Below are 18,534 nucleotides of genomic sequence, written 5' to 3' on the forward strand. Positions count from 1 at the left end.
TTGGCTAAACTTTTACGCCAAAATACAGATAATATCTTAAGACGTACACTATCAGAAGAACCCATGCAGCTAGACGATTATAAAGGACTGATTGAGCAACTCATCCCTGTTTACGATAGCAGCGATTTTGATCACGTTTTCCAAATGATGACTCAAGATGAAACAGGGCCAACGCGCTTACAAATTAAATTGGAATTAAACCGGGTTATGGCGCGATGCCATAAAGCGGTCGATCTGCGTGGACGCGTCAACGGTGAATGCCGTGAGTATACGCTGGATGGGTTAAAACACTATCTTGATGACGTCGCCATCAATACTTATCACAAACGCTATAAGCAATACGGTAACCAATACCGCGTCGGTGTCTACGAAGCATTAGTGAATACCCGTAATAATTTTCGGGTATTGCACAAGCAAGGCAAATTTAGCCCCAATGCCACACCAGCCCCCAGTACTAGCCACGACGCTCAATTCAGCGTCGATGCCATTCGCTTTGGTCATTACTTAACGCGTGGAGAAAAACGGACTCAAGTGTCTACACCGGTTAACTTAAGCTTACCGCTTGGGCAAAGCGTGCACGGCATGACGTCTGATATTTCCTGCTCTGGTGCCAAAATTAAAGTACCATCGGCGTTTAACTACCACCTCGGTCAAACCATCAAGGTGACTTTTCCTGAGATTGCCGAGAGCTTTCCCGATCTACGTAAAAATGCCGAAATCACCTATCGGGTATTAGGCATCGACGATAACCCAGATAACGACAGCTACAAGTGGCTACGGTTACTCGCCCTATCAGACAGTGAAGGTATCCAATCGGCACTCGAGCGCTATCAAGCGGCAAACCCGAATCGCTCCCGTAACGATCATGAAGACAAGGTGATCCAAACCCGCACCATTGGCTACGAGCACTGCTATTTGAAGCACACCGCCAACATACCGCTGTTCTTTGCGGGCAGTGAACTGAAATACGGTTTGCTAACGGATCACAACCGCCATATTTGGGATTACTGGCATGATGAACGTAATCAATCTGTTATTAATCACCTACTGTCTGAAAATCGGATGGCGATACTGGGCAAAGCAGGGCTAAAACAATGCAGTACTTTACTGTATAGCTTTACCCACGAGCACGAAAACAAAACACACTTTTACTCTGCCGCGCTGCCTGAAATGAGCCAAGAACAGCGTCGTTTGTTTTGGCATATTGGCGCATCACGCCCAAGCTGGCGGGTCACCAAAGTAACAGTACACCCATTAGGCGAAGAGGACTTAAATTACTTACAATCTCTCGCGCCAGAGATGCAAGAGCAGTTAAAATCGCTGACCCATATTGGTATTTTACAAGACTTAACCCACCAAGAAGCTAAAGCCGACTACCTATTACCTGCGAAGCCACAGCTCAGCTCTAATGCACTTCAAGTGTTTCGCCACCCGCGCAATCCTATTGCTAAGGCGCAAGGGATTTATTTCGATCCTAAACCCCAACGCAGTGAAGAGCGTTACCTGTTTAAAACCCCATTAGAGCTTACTCATGCGACGCTTGGTAAAAAAGTGGGGATTTCAATCGACTTTTCAACCCGCGGTTTAAACTTGCAACTTAGCGAGCCTGTCGCTTTAAAACGGGATGATTTGGTTAATATTCGGTTCAACGATTTGCAAAAAATCGACCGTAATGCCCCTTTACACTGCATGCCTTATCGCGTGGTACGTGTCAGCCCAAACCGGTGTAATATTCAGCTTACCACTGGCAGTGGTAGGGATGCCGCTCGCGGTGAAAACTTCCTGCGCCACTTGATCAAAAATAATGAAGCGCGGTTACGAGTGTGCAAAGAGTCCTTACCTGAAGGTGAGCTCTTACTCGCCATGCACCAAATGCTGCTAACACGATTAAACAGCACCCCTTATTTTGCTGAGAAGATCGATCATAAAGCCAAGATCAAAGCCCTTGGCTGTAATTTCCCACTGGCACCACTGCCTAAATTGTTTAGTCAGTTAACCAATAACCCGCTTTTCTCTGTCGCTCCGATTTTCCAAAATCGGGTTAATAAGATGCTGTCAGAAACCATGCGCCCCGTAGAAGTGAAAGCCCCTTACATCCATGAAATATACTTGTGGGTTAAACGCGAAGGCGGGGTTGTCGAGCGCATGTGCAGCAAATTAGTGGAAGAATTCATTAACGTTGAGCACCGTATCCGTTTCATTCAGCAAGCTCGCGCCAAGGGGGAATTTTTCGCGATTCGCGTTACCGCCGTGCCTGTACTGAATCCATTAACGGCATTAACCGGTGAAGAGCTCGGTGAATTAGCACGGCTCACTTTACACCGAGCACGCGCCTTAGAGGTTGAATTTACCTCCTTGATTGGCTGTGGCGAGATCTACGATGTCACCGACGAAGTCTTAGTGCGATTAGAATTAAGCTAACGACACCATTAATCTACTGCACATAACAAACAACAACGCCAGTCAGTGACTGGCGTTGTTTTATCTCTTGCTACCCGTATTTGCGGTTACGGGTTGTCTAAAAAGAGCGGATCACCAACGGATCCCTTGTGGCATCAGCGATGCAGATAAAATACACAGCACCCCACCTAAATCGGCAAATCGAATGGCAGAATCCGCTTCAGCTTCCACTTTCGGTTTAGCATGGTACGCAATCCCTAGACCTGCTGTGCTCATCATGACTAAATCATTGGCGCCATCACCTACCGCCACCGTATTGTGATACGGAATGTCGAAATGCTCGGCCAGCTCAACCAATACATCCGCTTTGGTTTGGGCATCCACCACCTCACCCAACACTTTGCCTGTTAACTTACCATCGACAATGTCCAAGGTATTGGCGTGGGCATGGACTAAATCCAGTTCATCTTTGAGGTGATCAGAAAAATAAGTAAAGCCGCCAGATGCAATCGCCACTTTCCAGCCGTAATGTTGAAGGCTTGCCACCAACTGACGGAGCTCGGGCATCATAGGTAAGTGCTCACGGACTTGCGCTAAAATCGCTTCATCTGCGCCTTTAAGCGTAGCTACCCGCTGGCGCAAACTCGCTTCAAAGTCTAACTCCCCTTGCATAGCGCGTTCGGTTACTGCTGCCACTTCTTCACCGACCCCGGCCAGTTTCGCGATTTCGTCGATACATTCGATCTCTATCGCTGTGGAATCCATGTCCATCAACACGAGACCCGGTTCAGACAGATCCGGTAAATCTGAAGTTGCGACGGTATCGAGCGAATGGTCTATGATGGCTTGCAATAATGTCGGCTGCAAAGGGTTACTCACCAATACCGCATCGTAATGACCCACTTTCCAAGCAGCGACCACCTCTAATATTTCATTTGCTTGCTCGCCGATTTCATCGAGTTGGGTCGGTGTGACTGCGCGGCCATAAATCAAGGTCGCGGCTTTTTGCTTCACTAAGTTCGGCATAGCAATAATTTCGGGAAATCGCTGTTGTAGCAATGTGTGTTTTCTAATGCGCAGCAAAATTCATCATCCTTGTTGAAGTAGTTATACTCATGGTGTTGGCTGAAACAGCCATGAGTATAAACACTCGTAATATTTAGCCGTGGTACCGCAGTGATACCTAGCTGTGATACCGAGTCGCCATAAATCATTTTATGGCGAGGCGCTTCTATTACTCTAGCGTTTTAACAAGAGGATTATCGAGTTTTTTACCGCTTGAGAGAAACACTGGTATACTGCCCTGCACCATCAAACTACCTGAACACCATAGAATAAGCCATCGCCCTACTATGGCAAAAATGATGGATACGATGCAACAGGCTCGGTAATCGACTCAGTAATCCCCCGTGCAGGCACGAGAACAACAACAGTACAAGACAATGCACTTGGGGCGTTTTTTGGAAGACATGAACTATGATGAAATTTAAAACCGCGCGACTCAAACGCTTCTGGCAAGTCTTTGTCTTATTAGCCTGTTTTGGTGGTATTGTCGCGATGCTGGAGTACGGCTCGCAGCTCAATAATCGTAACTATCAAATGCTCAGTGAACAAACCCAAACACTGTCGCGTATTTTAGTGCGCCAAGCGGCTGAAACCGCATCAAGCGATGTGATAGATAAAAACCAAGATAAGCTACAAGTGCTGGTACAGCGTTTGTCACAAGAGCCGCTGATTCTAGATGCGACCATTTACGATCTCAAAGGGCTCACCGTTGCTCGTACCGAAGAGTCGATGCCTATTGAGCAAGTCACAGGGCTATCCACCCCGCTGGCCGTTGCCAGTTATGGTCGTCAGCAAGTGATCGAACCGATTCTGTCTGGTGAGCAAATCATCGGTTTTTTACGTATTACGCTTGAACATGGCAAACTGGTTGAAAATGCCAATAGCCAAATTGAAAGCATGACCAACACGGTGCGCGGGCTGGTGATAGCTGCACTCTTTATCGGTTTCTTGCTAGCCTTTACCTTTGGTCGTCGTAAAGATATTTGGCATTTCCCTTATTTACTAACAGCTAACGCCAAAGATTAATTCCATTTCCGCGCGCTGATATAAATCTAAATCGCTCGCAAATAAGTAAAAAAAAAGACGACTCGTAGTCGTCTTTTTTATCGCTTAAAGGTAATGCCTAAAGGCTATTACACTTATTCAGCATCACCTAGAAGTACAGACTCTAGTGCGATTTCCATCATGTCGTTGAACGTTAGTTGACGCTCTTCAGATGTTGTCGCTTCACCACGTAGGATGTGATCAGATACGGTACAGATAGTCAGTGCTTTCGCACCAAACTCAGCCGCTAGGCCGTAGATACCTGCCGCTTCCATTTCAACACCGACGATGCCGTATTTCTTCATTGTTTGGAAGAAACTGAAATCTGGGTTGTAGAATAAGTCAGCCGAGAAAATGTTACCGACTTTAACGTCAACGCCTTTTGCTTTCGCTGCGTCTACGGCATTTTGTACCATGCCGTAGTCTGCTAGTGCTGCAAAATCGTGATCGCCAAAACGAATACGGTTTACTTTAGAATCTGTCGATGCGCCCATACCGATAACAACATCACGTAGGTTTACATCGTCACGTACCGCGCCACAGCTACCAACACGGATGATTTTCTTCACGCCGAAATCTTTGATTAGCTCAGTTGCGTAAATTGAGCACGATGGGATACCCATACCGTGGCCCATTACAGAGATCTTACGGCCTTTGTAGGTACCCGTGAAACCTAGCATGCTACGAACGTTACATACTTCTTTGGCATCGTCTAAGAACGTTTCTGCGATGTATTTTGCGCGTAGCGGGTCACCCGGCATTAGTACTACGTCTGCAAAATCACCCATTTCAGCATTAATATGTGGAGTAGCCATGGTTATTTCCTTTTCGTTTCAACAAGGGTCCGTTTGGATTGCACTCGTTGATAAATCATAATTAGTGATCGCTGTTTCTGCCTCTTATTCATCATAACCAGAAACAGCGATTTGACTTTGATCTGTGTACTTACAAGCTCGTGCGATTCAGTATTAACCGTCTTTTTGCATTACAAGAAAGACTTACCGTAATCCATATCTGAAAGGCCGTGGTGCGCGGCAAGGCTTTGACCAATATCGGCAAATGTCTCACGGCGACCCAGCGAACCAGCTGGTACTTTAGGACCAGCAACAATCACAGGGATATGCTCACGCGTATGGTCGGTACCTTCCCACGTTGGATCACAACCGTGATCCGCCGTTAAGATAAGTACATCGTCTTCTTGCAGTAGTTCAAGCACCTCAGGTAGACGCTTATCAAAGTATTCTAGCGCCGCGGCATAGCCTGCAACATTACGGCGGTGGCCGTATGCTGAATCGAAATCGACGAAGTTAGTGAATACTAAGCTGTTGTCGCCCGCTTGTTTAATTTGCTCAAGCGTTGCGTCAAACAGATCTGGAATACCTGTTGCTTTCACTTTTTTGGTGATACCGCAGCCTGCGTAAATATCAGAGATCTTACCGATTGAAATCACGTCACCGTTTTTCTCTTCAACCAGTTTTTGTAAGAACGTTGGCGCTGGTGGCTCAACAGACAGATCACGACGGTTACCCGTACGTTCAAATTGTCCTTTGCCTGCACCAACGAATGGACGCGCAATAACACGACCAATGTTGTAGTCTTCCAACTCTTCACGCACGATTTGACATAGTTCTAGTAAGTTATCTAAACCGTATGTTTCTTCGTGACATGCAATTTGGAATACCGAGTCAGCCGAGGTATAGAAAATAGGCTTGCCCGTTTTCATGTGCTCTTCACCCAAGTCATCCAGTACTTGTGTACCTGATGCATGGCAGTTACCTAGGTAACCCGGTAGGTTGGCACGTTCAACAATGCTATCTAGTAACTCTTGCGGGAAGCTGTTGCTGTGATCGGTAAAGTAACCCCAATCAAACAGAACAGGTACGCCAGCGATTTCCCAGTGGCCTGACGGGGTATCTTTACCCGAAGACAACTCTTTCGCATGGCCGTAAGCGCCAGTGATTTCTACCTTCGCATCCAAACCTTCAGGGAAGTAACCTGAAGATTCTTCACATGCTTTACCCAAACCCAGTTTATTTAGGTTAGGCAAGTGTAGAGGACCACTACGTTCACCGTTATCCGCTTCACCGCGTGCACAAGCTTGTGCAATGTGACCCATGGTGTTTGCGCCTACATCACCGAAATCGACGGCATCTTCTGTGGCACCAATACCGAATGAATCTAGTACTAGGATTATTGAACGTTTCATATTGACTCCGAATTAAACATCTTCCGCGCGAACGCGACGGTAAACTTCTGGGGTAGCTTCTGGTTTTTGCTCAGACACATTGATCGCTTGGCGAACGGCTTTCGCTGCTTCTTCCCACTGTGCTTCGCTACGTGCATGTACCATAGCAAGTGGGGTATCAGCGTAAACTTCGTCACCTAGACGGATCATATCGCTCAGGCCTACTGCGTAGTCGATAGTGTCGCTAGCAACACGGCGACCACCGCCCATGCCAACAACAGCCATACCCAAACCACGTGTATCCATTGCTGTTGCAAAGTTCGTTGCGCCCGCAAGTTGTGCTGCGTCAGCAAACACAGGTTTCACGATTTCTGCTGTGTCGAGGTAGTTGTTGTAGTTTTCCATGAAATCTACAGGGCCACCAAGACCGGCTACCATTTTGCCAAAGCGCTCTGCGGCTTGGCCATTATCAAGTACTGCTTGTAGCTTAGTACGCGCTTGCTCTAAGTCGCTTGCTAAACCACTAATTAATAACATTTCAGCACACAGTGCCATGGTCACTTCAAACAAGCGAGGGTTACGGTATTCACCGGTTAAGAATTGCACTGCTTCGCGCACTTCTAACGCATTACCTGCTGTTGAAGCCAACACTTGGTTCATGTCGGTTAGCAATGCTGTAGTACGCGTACCCGCACCATTTGCTACCGCGACGATAGATTTTGCAAGCTCTTCAGACGCGTCGTAAGTTGGCATGAATGCACCAGAACCTACTTTTACGTCCATGATTAACGAACCTAGACCTGCTGCTAATTTCTTCGACAAGATAGAGGCAGTGATCAATGAGATATTATCAACCGTTGCCGTCACGTCACGGGTTGCGTATACACGCTTATCCGCTGGTGCTAAGTCGCCAGTCTGGCCGATAATCGCCACACCAGCTTCTTTGGTCACTTTACCAAACACATCATTGGTTGGAGTAATGTTGTAACCAGGGATCGCTTCTAGCTTATCCAGTGTACCGCCAGTGTGACCCAAGCCACGACCAGAGATCATAGGAACAAAGCCGCCACATGCCGCTACCATAGCGCCTAGCATTAGTGAGGTTACATCGCCCACGCCGCCCGTTGAGTGCTTATCAACGATTGGACCGCCGAAGTCCATGTGACTCCAATCAATCACCATGCCTGAATCACGCATTGCACAGGTTAGTGCTACACGCTCGTCCATGGTCATGTCGTTGAAGTAAATAGCCATCGCAAACGCAGCGATCTGACCTTCAGATACGGTCTCTTTTGCAATGCCTTGAATAAAGAAGTTAATTTCGTCTGACGTTAGAATAACGTTATCGCGTTTTTTACGAATGATTTCTTGAGGTAAGTACATTATCTGCCCCTGTTAGCTTGGGTGTAGGGTACATACTTTGCTGTATTTTGAGTGTAAGAGGTCGGACGCTTACGAATAAGCATCTAGCCTTGGCAAAGTATGGGGAATAAAGGTGGCGGTTTACGCCACCTTATTGTTCAGGCTTAGTAGCCGCCTTCAGCAGCTTTTTCGCCTTCACCTAACGTGTGAAGCAGATTTGCTAGTAGGCTTGATGCACCAAAGCGGTAGTGCATGTTGTCAGCCCACTCAGCACCTAGTAGGCGATCTGCCATTGCTAGGTATGTTTGTGCGTCTTCAGCTGTACGCACACCACCTGCAGGCTTGAAGCCAACAGTTTTTGCTACGCCCATGTTTTTAATCACGTTCAGCATGATTTCTGCTGATTCTGGCGTTGCGTTTACAGGCACTTTACCTGTTGATGTTTTGATGAAATCAGCACCGGCTTTGATAGAGATTTCAGACGCTTTAATGATTAGCGCTTCTTCTTTCAGTTCACCTGTTTCGATAATTACTTTCAGTAAGATATCGCCACATGCTGCTTTACATTGTTTAACTAGCTCGAAGCCAACTTCTTCGTTGCCTGCGATCAGTGCACGGTATGGGAATACAACATCCACTTCGTCTGCACCGTATGCAACAGCTGCTTTTGTTTCAGCTACTGCAATTTCAATATCGTCGTTACCGTGTGGGAAGTTAGTAACTGTTGCGATGCGTACATCAGGTGTACCTTGCTCACGTAGTTGCTTTTTAGCAGCTGGGATAAAACGTGGGTAAATACATACTGCTGCTGTGTTGCCTACGGCTGTCTTCGCGTTCTTACAAAGTTCGATCACTTTTGCATCAGTGTCGTCGTCGTTAAGAGTGGTAAGATCCATTAGTTTTAGTGCGCGTAGTGCAGCAGTTTTTAATTCGCTCATGACTATCTCCAGAGTCCAATTATCAATACTAAGTCAAACAGCTCACACAGCGTGAGCTGCTCACTGAGCGGACTTGCTCCTTGAAGAATCGAGGCAATCTCATTATTGCACTCAATCGACATCCTTTTTCACCGCGCAAGGTAGAGGGTGTACCTTGCTTTTGCCATTCACAGCATAAACGTGACATCTCCCATCACGTTGGGGAATGCTGTTAAAGCACTCATCGCATTCGGATGATAACCCCATCATACCAAGGTAAGATTCATGCCACCATCAAAGTCGTGTTTCCAGGGGTAGACAATATGTTTACCTACAAAACTCAAACCAAACCGTTTATTTTCAATAACTTGAAACAAACAACTTAACCATCACCCTGTGAAAAATCGTTCAATTATCCATTGATACGAGATCCCACCTAGGTAGACTCCCACAATCCCCATCACCCCAGATAATACTGGTGGCGCCGGGATGGGTAGCTTTATCGCTGAAAACAACATACCGACAATAAAACCAGCAAAGATAGATAATAATACTTCACCCATAACAGCTCTCTTTCGCTGTGAAATTCAACTATGAGTGTAGACCTTATCTCGCTTTATCCGACCTTGTTCATGCAACTAATGTTAGCAAAGTGAATAACCATAAAAGGGAACGCAATCGATTTTATGGCTTTAACTTTGAGCCTTATCGTGGTTTTTACCAATATTGTTGAAAGAATAAAACACACGAAATTATTCATTCGAAATAGGAGGTCGACAATAGGGGATGGAAAAGAATAAACAACAAAAAGAGAAGTCAGGAAAGAACCAAACAAAGAAGCTGGGGCATCGCAAACAAGCCTTGTAATGAGGTAGGTAGCAAATCAGCAGAGACAAAAACGCCACAGCAAGGCCGTGGCGTTTTTCAATTCGACGAGGTGTCGTATTACATTGCGTTGATAGTCACGAATAGACCAGCAATTGTTGCAGACATTAGGTTAGATAATGTACCTGCAGCTACGGCTTTCATACCGAAACGCGCGATGTCATGACGACGGCTTGGTGCAAGACCACCAAGGCCACCTAGTAGGATTGCTACCGATGAAAGGTTAGCAAAACCACATAGAGCGAATGAGATGATTGCTTTAGTTTTCTCAGAAAGAACCACTTCAGCCGCTTCACCTAGGTAAGGGGCAAAGTTTAGGTAAGCAACGAATTCGTTCACTACCAGTTTCTGACCGATGAAAGAACCAGCGATGGTTGCTTCTTCCCATGGCACACCGATTAGGAATGCTAGTGGAGAGAATACGTAACCAAGAATAAGCTCTAGTGTTAGTTCAGGCATACCGAACCAACCACCGATGCCACCTAGCATACCGTTGATTAGTGCAATCAAACCGATGAATGCTAATAGCATTGCACCTACGTTAAGTGCTAGTTGCATACCAGAAGATGCGCCTGCCGCTGCTGCGTCAATCACGTTAGCTGGTTTATCATCACCGTGTGCATCATCGCCAGCTAGTTGCTCAATTGGCTCTTCAGTTTCAGGTTTGATGATTTTAGCAAACAGTAGACCACCTGGTGCAGCCATGAAAGATGCTGCGATTAGGTATTCTAGTGGTACACCCATTGATGCGTAACCGGCTAGTACACCACCCGCTACAGATGCTAGACCACCACACATTACGGCAAACAGCTCAGATTGCGTCATTTTAGGAACGAACGGACGAATCACCAATGGTGCTTCCGTTTGACCAACGAAGATGTTCGCTGTTGCAGACATAGATTCCGCACGAGAAGTACCTAGTGCTTTCTGTAAGCCACCGCCTAGTGCGTTGATAACAATCTGCATCACACCTAGGTAGTAAAGTACGCTGATCAATGCAGAGAAGAATACGATAACTGGTAGTACACGCAATGCGAATACGAAACCGCCGCCACCGAACACTTCAAACATTTTGTCTGACGTTAAACCACCGAATAGGAAGTTAATACCGTCATTACCGTAACCAATTACATTAGCTACAGCTTGTGACATGCCGTAAAGCACATCACGACCAACAGGTACATACAGAACAAATGCACCTAACAAGAATTGAATGGCAAAAGCGCCACCAACAGTACGTAGATTAATAGCTTTGCGGTTGTCCGATAACAGTACTGCGATTGCAAGCAATACCGCCATCCCAACCAGGCTCATAAACAGGCTCATGGTTTATGGCATCCTTTAGTTAAATTGGGCGTCTCGACAATTAGGCTCATAAATGAGTTGGGCGCATTATACTGATGCTAGGGCTGATAAAGTAATGCCAACTTCACACTTTCTAAGGAAAGGATGTGAAAGTTTAACGCTAAGCGTGACAGCGATCACACTGACTCTGGCAATTTGCGCAATCGGTTAACGCAAACGTTTGTCTTTTGAGATCTAACTCACAGAGGAATGGCGAAAAGTTCAGCAGTGGTTAAGCTCGTTTCCCTTGCTATTTCTTGTTCAGATTCCGTTCTGAGAGCAGCTAAGCTTTGCAATACATTGCGTAAACGATCAGGACGATTTGGCTGTCCTTGAAAGCCAGCAACGGGCATATCGGGTGAATCAGTTTCTAGCAGTAACGCTGCCAATGGCAACTTAGTCATTGTAGTGCGAGTTTTATGCGCTCGACTATAGGTAATCGTTCCGCCTACCCCAATTTTGATACCTAGATCAAGTAGCTGAGTTGCTTGCTGATAACTGCCACTAAAAGCGTGATACACGCCACCACGTTTGGGTGGATTTTGTCTCAATAATTTCAGTAGTTCAGGGAAAGCTTTCCGACAATGCAGTATCACGGGTAACTGATACTTATTCGCTAATTTTAGCTGTGCGGCTAGCCAAAATTGTTGCTGCTGACGCTGCGCTTGAGGATCACTGGCTTTATCGGCAACGGCAAAGTCTAGCCCGCATTCGCCTATCGCTACGCACTGGTGATTATTTTGTTGCTCCTTCAAAGCCACATCAAGTAAACCTAAGGCATCGTCGCTGTGCTCAGCGCTAAAAAAGGGGTGCAACCCTAGGGCAAAGTAAATGTCAGAAAACTGCGCCGCTAGCTTAGTTACTTGCTGCCAATTACGTTGGCCTACCGCAGGCACGATGAGCTTCTTAACGCCCTGTTGCTGCGCCAAGGTAAGAAAGTGGGCGGGATCTTGAGTAAAGGGCGCAAAGTCAAAATGGCAATGGCTATCAATCAGCACCATGGTTTCCCCTTGGCACAAGGCACAGATTGTTTACAACTCGCCTCGACATCATCACGCTTGCCACACTTGTCATAATTAGGGTGGCGAGGATCATGATGATCATATCGCACTGGCGCACAGCAACGACGGTTCTCCGCTGTTAGCCCTATGTGCTGGCACCAGTTATCATAACGCGCAATTACACGCCCTATTCCCCGCTTTATTTGTTGCAGCATAGCCTTTACTTCCTATTGGTACTTCCGCTGGGCTCATACACGGTTACTCTGACGTTTTAGCAACCATCACCACCATGCTTCGACCTTTCACTAAAATGCTATTGTGCGGATAACATGGCGCATCATCAATAGCATAAATATCATGGGGGCTTTCTGCTGAAGTATCTATCACTAAGTGCCAATCGCTTTGATCACAATCGGGAACCATAAATTCCAGTGGATCCCAGTACGCATTACACACTATATATAGCTCATCATTAGTCAGCGGGTGGATAACCGTTAGGGCCAGCGAGTGAGAACGCTCCCCCCAATCTGGCTGGTTCGGTACGACACCGTGCCAGCATATTTCGACTGAATCGAGCACTGAATTCAACGAACGGTGCATGTTCCATTCAAGCGTTGGCTCAGCGCTACGCAGTTGACTCAATAAGGCCACAAAGCGGTGTAAGTCGGGATGCTTGTCCACCAGCGTCCAATCAAACCAACTCAACTCGTTATTTTGACAATACGCATTATTGTTGCCCTGCTGGGTCCGTCGTACTTCATCGCCCATATTAATCATCGGGGTTCCTAACGACAGAAACAGGGTGGCCAGCATATTTTTACATTGGCGATGACGCAGGCTTTCAATCTCAGCAATATCGGTTGGGCCTTCAACACCGTAATTACACGAAAGATTATGGTTATCACCATCACGGTTATCTTCTCCGTTAGCCCAATTATGTTTTTCGTTGTAACTCACCAGATCATTCAAGGTGAAGCCGTCATGGGCACAAATAAAGTTCACCGAACGGTGCGGGGAATGGTGCTGACTACCGTAAATATCGGGTGAACCTAAAATACGAGAGGCAAAGCGACTAATACAATTGGCATCTCCGCGCCAAAACGCACGTACATCATCACGGTACTTACCGTTCCATTCATTCCAACGATCGCCAATAAAAGAACCAACTTGATACAAACCCGCTGCATCCCACGCTTCTGCAATGATCTTGGTGCTGCTTAGAATCGGATCGGAATCGATAGACCACAATAACGGCGGCTGCTTCATGGGATTACCGTCGCTGTCTCTCGCCAACACCGAGGCTAAATCAAAGCGGAAGCCATCCACTTTCATTTCAGTGACCCAAAAATGGAGCGCATCAATGATCATCCGACGCAACACGCTGTGGTTAGCATTACAAGTGTTACCACACCCGCTATAGTTGGCGTATTTACCCGTTTCTTTGTCGGTCAGATAATAAGTGCGGTTCTGCAGCCCTTTAAAACAAAAGGTCGGGCCATTTTCGTCCCCTTCTGCGGTGTGGTTGAACACCACGTCCAAGATCACTTCGATCCCCGCTTTATGTAGCTCGCGGACTAACAGCTTAAATTCATGAATGGCCGCTAAAGGATCTTGTTCAATACTGTAACCCGCATGCACTGCGAAAAAATTAATCGGGCTATAGCCCCAATAATTATCACGCCCCTCAGGGGCATCCGAAATATCAAACTGCTGGATGGGCATCAACTCAACAGCAGTGACACCAAGCGATTTCAAGTACGGAATTTTCTCGATAATACCGGCATAGGTGCCGCGCTTAGCTTGCGCTACGCCTGAATTAGGGTGCTGAGTAAACCCTGCCACATGCATCTCATAGATCACGGTATCGGTTAACGAATGGCGCGGCGATTGACTGTCTTGCCAGTCAAATGTCTGATGATCAACCACCACACTTTTGATGCAAGCATCCATGTTAGAGCCTGCGTCAATGGCGCGTTGGCGCTGGTAATTATCACTAAAACAAATCGCGTGGCTGTAAGGGTCGATCAGCACTTTGTCTTTATCAAAGCGCAGCCCTTTATCGGGTTGCCAAGGACCATCCACTTGAAAGGCATACACTTGGCCATGGCTAATATTGGCAATAAACACAAACCAGTAATGGCCGCGTTTATGAATAGAAGGATCGAGGTCGAAAGAAAGGAAAGGTTCGCTGTCGTTACGGTGATGAAATAGATGTAGTACCACTTGAGTAGCATGCTTAGAGTATAAGCTAAAATTCACCCCAGCTTTCTTGACCGATGCCCCTAACGGATAGGCTTTACCCGGCCATGAATAGATATCTTGTTCTTTCGCTAGCGCGGGTTGTTCATTAATTTTTACCACACTTGCCACGTCCATGATTGCCTCCAGGCAAAGCAAACGAGTTGCATATTTACGTCAACTATATACCTCCCTTTATCAGATACAAAAAAAGCCGTCACATCAGTGACGGCTTTAGCAATTTATTGCCCAGAATACCGTGATTAGTGTTCGCGAGTCGCGCGGAAATCAACCTCTGGGAAACGCTCACGAGCCAGGTTAAGGTTAACCATGGTCGGTGCGATGTAACTCAGGTTATCACCACCATCTAGCGCGAGGTTTTGTTGGTTCTTACGTTTGAAGTCTTCTAACTTCTTCACGTCATCACACTCAATCCAACGTGCCGTTGCTACGTTAACACCTTCGTAGATCGCTTCTACGTTGTATTCTGCTTTCAAGCGCGCAACCACCACATCAAACTGCAGCACACCAACCGCACCAACGATCAGGTCGTTGTTTTGTAGCGGACGGAATACCTGTACCGCACCTTCTTCAGAAAGCTGTACTAGGCCTTTTAGCAATTGCTTTTGCTTCAGTGGATCTTTTAGGCGAATACGACGGAACAGTTCAGGCGCAAAGTTAGGAATACCCGCAAACTTCAGGTTCTCGCCTTGCGTAAAGGTATCACCAATTTGGATCGTACCGTGGTTGTGCAAACCAATAATATCACCAGCAAAGGCTTGCTCTGCACGTGAACGGTCACCCGCCATGAAAGTTACCGCGTCCGAAATGCTGACATTTTTGCCAGTACGTACGTGGTTCATTTTCATGCCTTGGTTGTAAGTACCCGACACAATACGCATAAAGGCGATACGGTCACGGTGCTTAGGATCCATGTTTGCTTGAATTTTGAATACAAAGCCAGAGAACTTCTCTTCTTTTGCTTCAACATCACGCTCGTTCGCTTTACGCGTTTGTGGCGCGGGTGCCCACTTAGTAAGACCGTCTAGCATGTGGTCAACACCGAAGTTACCCAATGCAGTACCAAAGTAGACTGGCGTTAGCTCACCGGCTAGGAACAGGTCGTGGTCAAACTCAGGGCATGCGCCAACAACGAGTTCGATTTCTTCACGCACGCTTTCTGCTAGATCATCACCCACTGCTGCGTTTAGCTCTGGGTTGTCTAGGCCTTTAATGATCCGTACTTCTTGAATTTCATGACCGTGGCCAGATTCATACAAGATCGTTTCATCGCGGTGAATATGGTAAACACCTTTAAATTCTTTACCACAACCAATCGGCCATGAAATAGGTGCACAAGCCATACCTAGCTCGCTTTCTACTTCATCGAGCACTTCCATTGGGTCGCGAACATCACGGTCCAATTTGTTCATGAAGGTGACAATCGGCGTATCACGCAGACGCGTAACTTCCATTAGCTTACGGGTACGATCCTCGACACCTTTCGCGGCATCGATAACCATTAGACATGAGTCAACCGCGGTAAGCGTACGGTAAGTATCTTCCGAGAAATCTTCGTGTCCAGGGGTATCGAGTAGGTTTACTAGGCAATCGTTGTATGGGAACTGCATCACGGATGTTGTTACCGAGATACCACGTTCTTTTTCCATTTCCATCCAGTCAGACTTAGCATGCTGGTTAGAACCACGGCCTTTTACTGTACCTGCTTTTTGAATCGCGTTTCCGAATAACAATACTTTTTCAGTGATTGTTGTTTTACCCGCATCGGGGTGAGAAATGATAGCAAACGTACGGCGTTTACCCACTTCTTGTAGAAAAGACATAAGCGTTGATAATCCTGTTAGAGATTTCACTGACCGGTGAGCCATGTGAGCTAAGCCCAATGATTCACCCGAAAATTAGAATAATTTGTCTGCACAGCAGGGAGTTATAATTAACAGACCTCGGTAATTACATCTCGACCTCATGGTATGCAAAAATGAAAAACGCGTATCGCGCAGAAAAGTGGCGGAATTATACGCAAAGTCATCACAAAGAAACAGTCATAACCCCGCGTAAGATCCGATTACATTACCATGTAGGTCATGATTAATGCGTCTTCGCGACCATTCTCTGCGGGGTAGTACCCTTCGCGTCGATTGATTTCATTAAAACCCAGTGCTTCGTACAATTGTGAAGCGCGGGTATTGCTGGCACGGACTTCAAGCCAGATATCTTCAGCACCCTGCTCACGCATCTGCGACATAAAGCCATCAAGCAAGGTTTTACCATAGCCTTTACCTTGTGCTTGCGGATCAATTGCAATATTAAGCAAGGTCGCTTCACCTGCGACCAGCTGGCCAAAACAATAGCCCACCAGCGTATTATCAACCAGTAAGGCGAGATTATAGGCTCGCTTACTCGGCTCGGCACGAACCATAGATTCCGCCCAAGGAAAGGCATGAGCAGCCTGCTCAATGTGCCATACGGCATCAAGATGTTGTGTATCTAACGAAACGATATTAATTGTCATAAGAACAGATCTGCTGCCATAGGGCTTTTTTAGCTGCGGGATTCGTATGCATAGTTGAAATTGCCGCAGACTGAAGCGCTTGTACCCCAACAGGGGCGGCGATTGTACAGCCCGCGATCCAACACCATACCAGTTGATGCTGACCAAGTTGCTCTAATGCACTTGGTGGCAACATTAATGCTTGTTCTGGCGTGAGTTTCATACTTTTCAAAATGCGGCCAAATAGCCAAGCATCCTGGTCGGTAAGTGTCTCTGCGGTAATAAAAAGCAGCTTGCACTCATCAGGTAAGTTGATGACAGGCACTTCAAGCGCAGGAAAACATTCTGGCTTACGGATCTGCCAATATGTCAGCCCCATTTCTTGCAACACCTGAATATCTCGTTGCTTCATGCCTACTCTACTCTTATCCGCTGCCATTAAGGGCGGCAATGCTACCAAATTCAGCGAACACCACCAAGGTGAATTCGCACTCTCTGGCTAATGATAAAACAAAACCACCCGCAGGTGGTTTTGTTGATGTGCAAGGTTAAAACCAGCTTATGATTACAAAGCTGCAAACTCAGCGCTGTATTCCACTATGCCTTGATGGCCAGCTAACGTATCAGGCAATAATTCAATCACCATAAATGCTTCTACTGGTACGTCCCAACGGCAATTTAGACCTTTATCAGCCGCGGTGGTAAAGCCAACTCGTTGGTAATAATTAGGATCCCCTAATACCACAACCACTGGGTAGCCCAGCTCAGCCAGAATATTTTTTGCTTCGTCTAACAATGCAAGCCCAATACCTTGGCGCTGATATTCAGGCGAAATCGTTAATGGTGCTAACCCTTGCCAGCCATTATCTTGGCCATCGACCGTTACCGGGCTCAAACAAAGGTGGCCAACAACTTCACCATCATCATTACATGCCACCAGTGACAATGTACGATTACCATTTTCACGTAACGCCATGACAAGATTTGCTTCGGCGTCTGTCTCAAACGTTTTTTTCAATAAACGGTCGACAGGAAGAATATCAACGGGCGCCTCGGTTCTAATGAGCATTCACTACCTCTTGCTCAGCCGCCGCATCTTTCATTCCTTGTTGAATGAAGTCTGCCGACTGCTGCAGGAAAAATGTTAACGGTTTTGGCAGTGCGTCAAGATCGATGCTATCCATCAAGTTCTTCACTTCCAAACCTAATTCTGTATCCCCTTCAATGCGAAGACGACGCTGGAAGAATAATGTATCTGGGTCTTCCTTACGAGCAGCAATTAACACTAAATCGTTACATTCACCGCTAAAGCTGACGTCTTCTTGCTCAACATGTTGAGACACCACCAGTTTCTCGTTTTGGAAACTGATAAACCACTGCAGACCTAAATCTCGAACTTCCACTTTTAACCAGCGATCTTCTAAAAACTCAAAGTCACCATCGTCCAATGCTTCTTTAAATACTAGAGACAAACCTTCTAGCATCATTTTTTGTTGTACTGCAAAAGGCATTACCTTCGCAGGAATGCGTAACAAAGCTGGGCCATGCTGAACCATGTGTTTACGAATTTGAGCAATCACC

Annotated in this window: 17 protein-coding genes; 2 read left to right on the forward strand and 15 right to left on the reverse strand. The window is 46.5% G+C overall.

Annotation, left to right across the window (positions count from 1 at the left end; translation table 11 throughout):
* Positions 1-63: 63 nt before the first annotated feature.
* Positions 64-2,421, forward strand: coding sequence for a PilZ domain-containing protein (locus L4C35_RS09040; protein ID WP_428462573.1), 2,358 nt, complete (start codon positions 64-66; stop codon positions 2,419-2,421).
* Positions 2,422-2,532: 111 nt separating this feature from the next.
* On the opposite strand, the gene serB is transcribed toward L4C35_RS09040, so the two are convergent.
* Positions 2,533-3,426 carry a phosphoserine phosphatase gene (serB, locus tag L4C35_RS09045; RefSeq protein WP_428462627.1) on the reverse strand — a complete coding sequence of 298 codons (894 nt, stop codon included), beginning with the start codon at positions 3,424-3,426 and terminating at the stop codon, positions 2,533-2,535.
* 450 nt (positions 3,427-3,876) lie between these two features.
* Here serB and L4C35_RS09050 point away from each other — a divergent pair, with 450 nt between their 5' ends.
* Positions 3,877-4,491 carry a YtjB family periplasmic protein gene (locus tag L4C35_RS09050; protein WP_428462574.1) on the forward strand — a complete coding sequence of 205 codons (615 nt, stop codon included), beginning with the start codon at positions 3,877-3,879 and terminating at the stop codon, positions 4,489-4,491.
* A 113-nt stretch (positions 4,492-4,604) separates the two neighbouring features.
* On the opposite strand, the gene deoD is transcribed toward L4C35_RS09050, so the two are convergent.
* From deoD to ubiT, 14 genes are all read right to left on the reverse strand, one after another.
* Positions 4,605-5,324: a purine-nucleoside phosphorylase gene (deoD, locus tag L4C35_RS09055; protein ID WP_094955717.1), complete on the reverse strand. Its 720-nt coding sequence runs from the start codon at positions 5,322-5,324 to the stop codon at positions 4,605-4,607.
* 170 nt (positions 5,325-5,494) lie between these two features.
* Positions 5,495-6,715, reverse strand: coding sequence for a phosphopentomutase (locus L4C35_RS09060; RefSeq protein WP_428462575.1), 1,221 nt, complete (start codon positions 6,713-6,715; stop codon positions 5,495-5,497).
* 12 nt (positions 6,716-6,727) lie between these two features.
* Positions 6,728-8,077 carry a thymidine phosphorylase gene (gene deoA / locus L4C35_RS09065; RefSeq protein ID WP_428462576.1) on the reverse strand — a complete coding sequence of 450 codons (1,350 nt, stop codon included), beginning with the start codon at positions 8,075-8,077 and terminating at the stop codon, positions 6,728-6,730.
* A gap of 143 nt (positions 8,078-8,220) precedes the next feature.
* The gene (gene deoC, locus L4C35_RS09070) at positions 8,221-8,994 is read right to left on the reverse strand and encodes a deoxyribose-phosphate aldolase (RefSeq protein ID WP_428462577.1); all 774 of its coding nucleotides are present in this window, start codon (positions 8,992-8,994) and stop codon (positions 8,221-8,223) included.
* Positions 8,995-9,362: 368 nt separating this feature from the next.
* Positions 9,363-9,536: a XapX domain-containing protein gene (locus L4C35_RS09075; protein ID WP_428462578.1), complete on the reverse strand. Its 174-nt coding sequence runs from the start codon at positions 9,534-9,536 to the stop codon at positions 9,363-9,365.
* A 382-nt stretch (positions 9,537-9,918) separates the two neighbouring features.
* A complete protein-coding gene (locus L4C35_RS09080) occupies positions 9,919-11,184 on the reverse strand; it encodes a NupC/NupG family nucleoside CNT transporter (protein ID WP_428462579.1) in 1,266 nt (421 codons plus the stop codon).
* A gap of 218 nt (positions 11,185-11,402) precedes the next feature.
* Entirely contained in the window at positions 11,403-12,203 is an 801-nt protein-coding gene (locus L4C35_RS09085; RefSeq protein WP_428462580.1) for a TatD family hydrolase, read from the reverse strand.
* Complete coding sequence (locus tag L4C35_RS23245) at positions 12,194-12,418, reverse strand: DUF5363 family protein (RefSeq protein ID WP_489685845.1); 225 nt, start codon at positions 12,416-12,418, stop codon at positions 12,194-12,196. Before L4C35_RS23245 ends, L4C35_RS09085 begins: the two co-directional genes overlap by 10 nt.
* A 43-nt stretch (positions 12,419-12,461) precedes the next feature.
* Positions 12,462-14,579: a glycogen debranching protein GlgX gene (gene glgX, locus L4C35_RS09090; protein ID WP_428462581.1), complete on the reverse strand. Its 2,118-nt coding sequence runs from the start codon at positions 14,577-14,579 to the stop codon at positions 12,462-12,464.
* A 125-nt stretch (positions 14,580-14,704) separates the two neighbouring features.
* Positions 14,705-16,285 carry a peptide chain release factor 3 gene (prfC, locus tag L4C35_RS09095; RefSeq protein ID WP_428462582.1) on the reverse strand — a complete coding sequence of 527 codons (1,581 nt, stop codon included), beginning with the start codon at positions 16,283-16,285 and terminating at the stop codon, positions 14,705-14,707.
* A gap of 242 nt (positions 16,286-16,527) precedes the next feature.
* Positions 16,528-16,974 (reverse strand): ribosomal protein S18-alanine N-acetyltransferase, encoded by a 447-nt coding sequence (rimI, locus tag L4C35_RS09100; protein ID WP_428462583.1) that lies wholly within the window; start codon positions 16,972-16,974, stop codon positions 16,528-16,530.
* Positions 16,964-17,365, reverse strand: coding sequence for a DNA polymerase III subunit psi (locus L4C35_RS09105; protein ID WP_428462584.1), 402 nt, complete (start codon positions 17,363-17,365; stop codon positions 16,964-16,966). The genes rimI and L4C35_RS09105 overlap by 11 nt, the downstream gene beginning before the upstream one ends.
* Positions 17,366-17,518: 153 nt before the next feature.
* On the reverse strand, positions 17,519-18,022 hold the full coding sequence (locus L4C35_RS09110) for a GNAT family N-acetyltransferase (protein WP_428462585.1): 504 nt from the start codon (positions 18,020-18,022) through the stop codon (positions 17,519-17,521).
* Positions 18,012-18,533 (reverse strand): ubiquinone anaerobic biosynthesis accessory factor UbiT, encoded by a 522-nt coding sequence (gene ubiT, locus L4C35_RS09115; protein WP_428462586.1) that lies wholly within the window; start codon positions 18,531-18,533, stop codon positions 18,012-18,014. The genes L4C35_RS09110 and ubiT overlap by 11 nt, the downstream gene beginning before the upstream one ends.
* Position 18,534: the final 1 nt, after the last annotated feature.

This window comes from Photobacterium kagoshimensis, assembly GCF_050337045.1.
In the GTDB taxonomy this organism is placed as follows: Bacteria; Pseudomonadota; Gammaproteobacteria; order Enterobacterales; family Vibrionaceae; genus Photobacterium; species Photobacterium kagoshimensis.

Excerpts from the sequence above, each read along its gene's own strand:
- L4C35_RS09040 (WP_428462573.1), top strand. The coding sequence starts at position 64 with ATGCAGCTAGACGATTATAAAGGACTGATTGAGCAACTCATCCCTGTT.
- serB (WP_428462627.1), bottom strand. The coding sequence starts at position 3,426 with ATGCCGAACTTAGTGAAGCAAAAAGCCGCGACCTTGATTTATGGCCGC.
- L4C35_RS09050 (WP_428462574.1), top strand. The coding sequence starts at position 3,877 with ATGATGAAATTTAAAACCGCGCGACTCAAACGCTTCTGGCAAGTCTTT.
- deoD (WP_094955717.1), bottom strand. The coding sequence starts at position 5,324 with ATGGCTACTCCACATATTAATGCTGAAATGGGTGATTTTGCAGACGTA.
- L4C35_RS09060 (WP_428462575.1), bottom strand. The coding sequence starts at position 6,715 with ATGAAACGTTCAATAATCCTAGTACTAGATTCATTCGGTATTGGTGCC.
- deoA (WP_428462576.1), bottom strand. The coding sequence starts at position 8,077 with ATGTACTTACCTCAAGAAATCATTCGTAAAAAACGCGATAACGTTATT.
- deoC (WP_428462577.1), bottom strand. The coding sequence starts at position 8,994 with ATGAGCGAATTAAAAACTGCTGCACTACGCGCACTAAAACTAATGGAT.
- L4C35_RS09075 (WP_428462578.1), bottom strand. The coding sequence starts at position 9,536 with ATGGGTGAAGTATTATTATCTATCTTTGCTGGTTTTATTGTCGGTATG.
- L4C35_RS09080 (WP_428462579.1), bottom strand. The coding sequence starts at position 11,184 with ATGAGCCTGTTTATGAGCCTGGTTGGGATGGCGGTATTGCTTGCAATC.
- L4C35_RS09085 (WP_428462580.1), bottom strand. The coding sequence starts at position 12,203 with ATGGTGCTGATTGATAGCCATTGCCATTTTGACTTTGCGCCCTTTACT.
- L4C35_RS23245 (WP_489685845.1), bottom strand. The coding sequence starts at position 12,418 with ATGCTGCAACAAATAAAGCGGGGAATAGGGCGTGTAATTGCGCGTTAT.
- glgX (WP_428462581.1), bottom strand. The coding sequence starts at position 14,579 with ATGGACGTGGCAAGTGTGGTAAAAATTAATGAACAACCCGCGCTAGCG.
- prfC (WP_428462582.1), bottom strand. The coding sequence starts at position 16,285 with ATGTCTTTTCTACAAGAAGTGGGTAAACGCCGTACGTTTGCTATCATT.
- rimI (WP_428462583.1), bottom strand. The coding sequence starts at position 16,974 with ATGACAATTAATATCGTTTCGTTAGATACACAACATCTTGATGCCGTA.
- L4C35_RS09105 (WP_428462584.1), bottom strand. The coding sequence starts at position 17,365 with ATGAAGCAACGAGATATTCAGGTGTTGCAAGAAATGGGGCTGACATAT.
- L4C35_RS09110 (WP_428462585.1), bottom strand. The coding sequence starts at position 18,022 with ATGCTCATTAGAACCGAGGCGCCCGTTGATATTCTTCCTGTCGACCGT.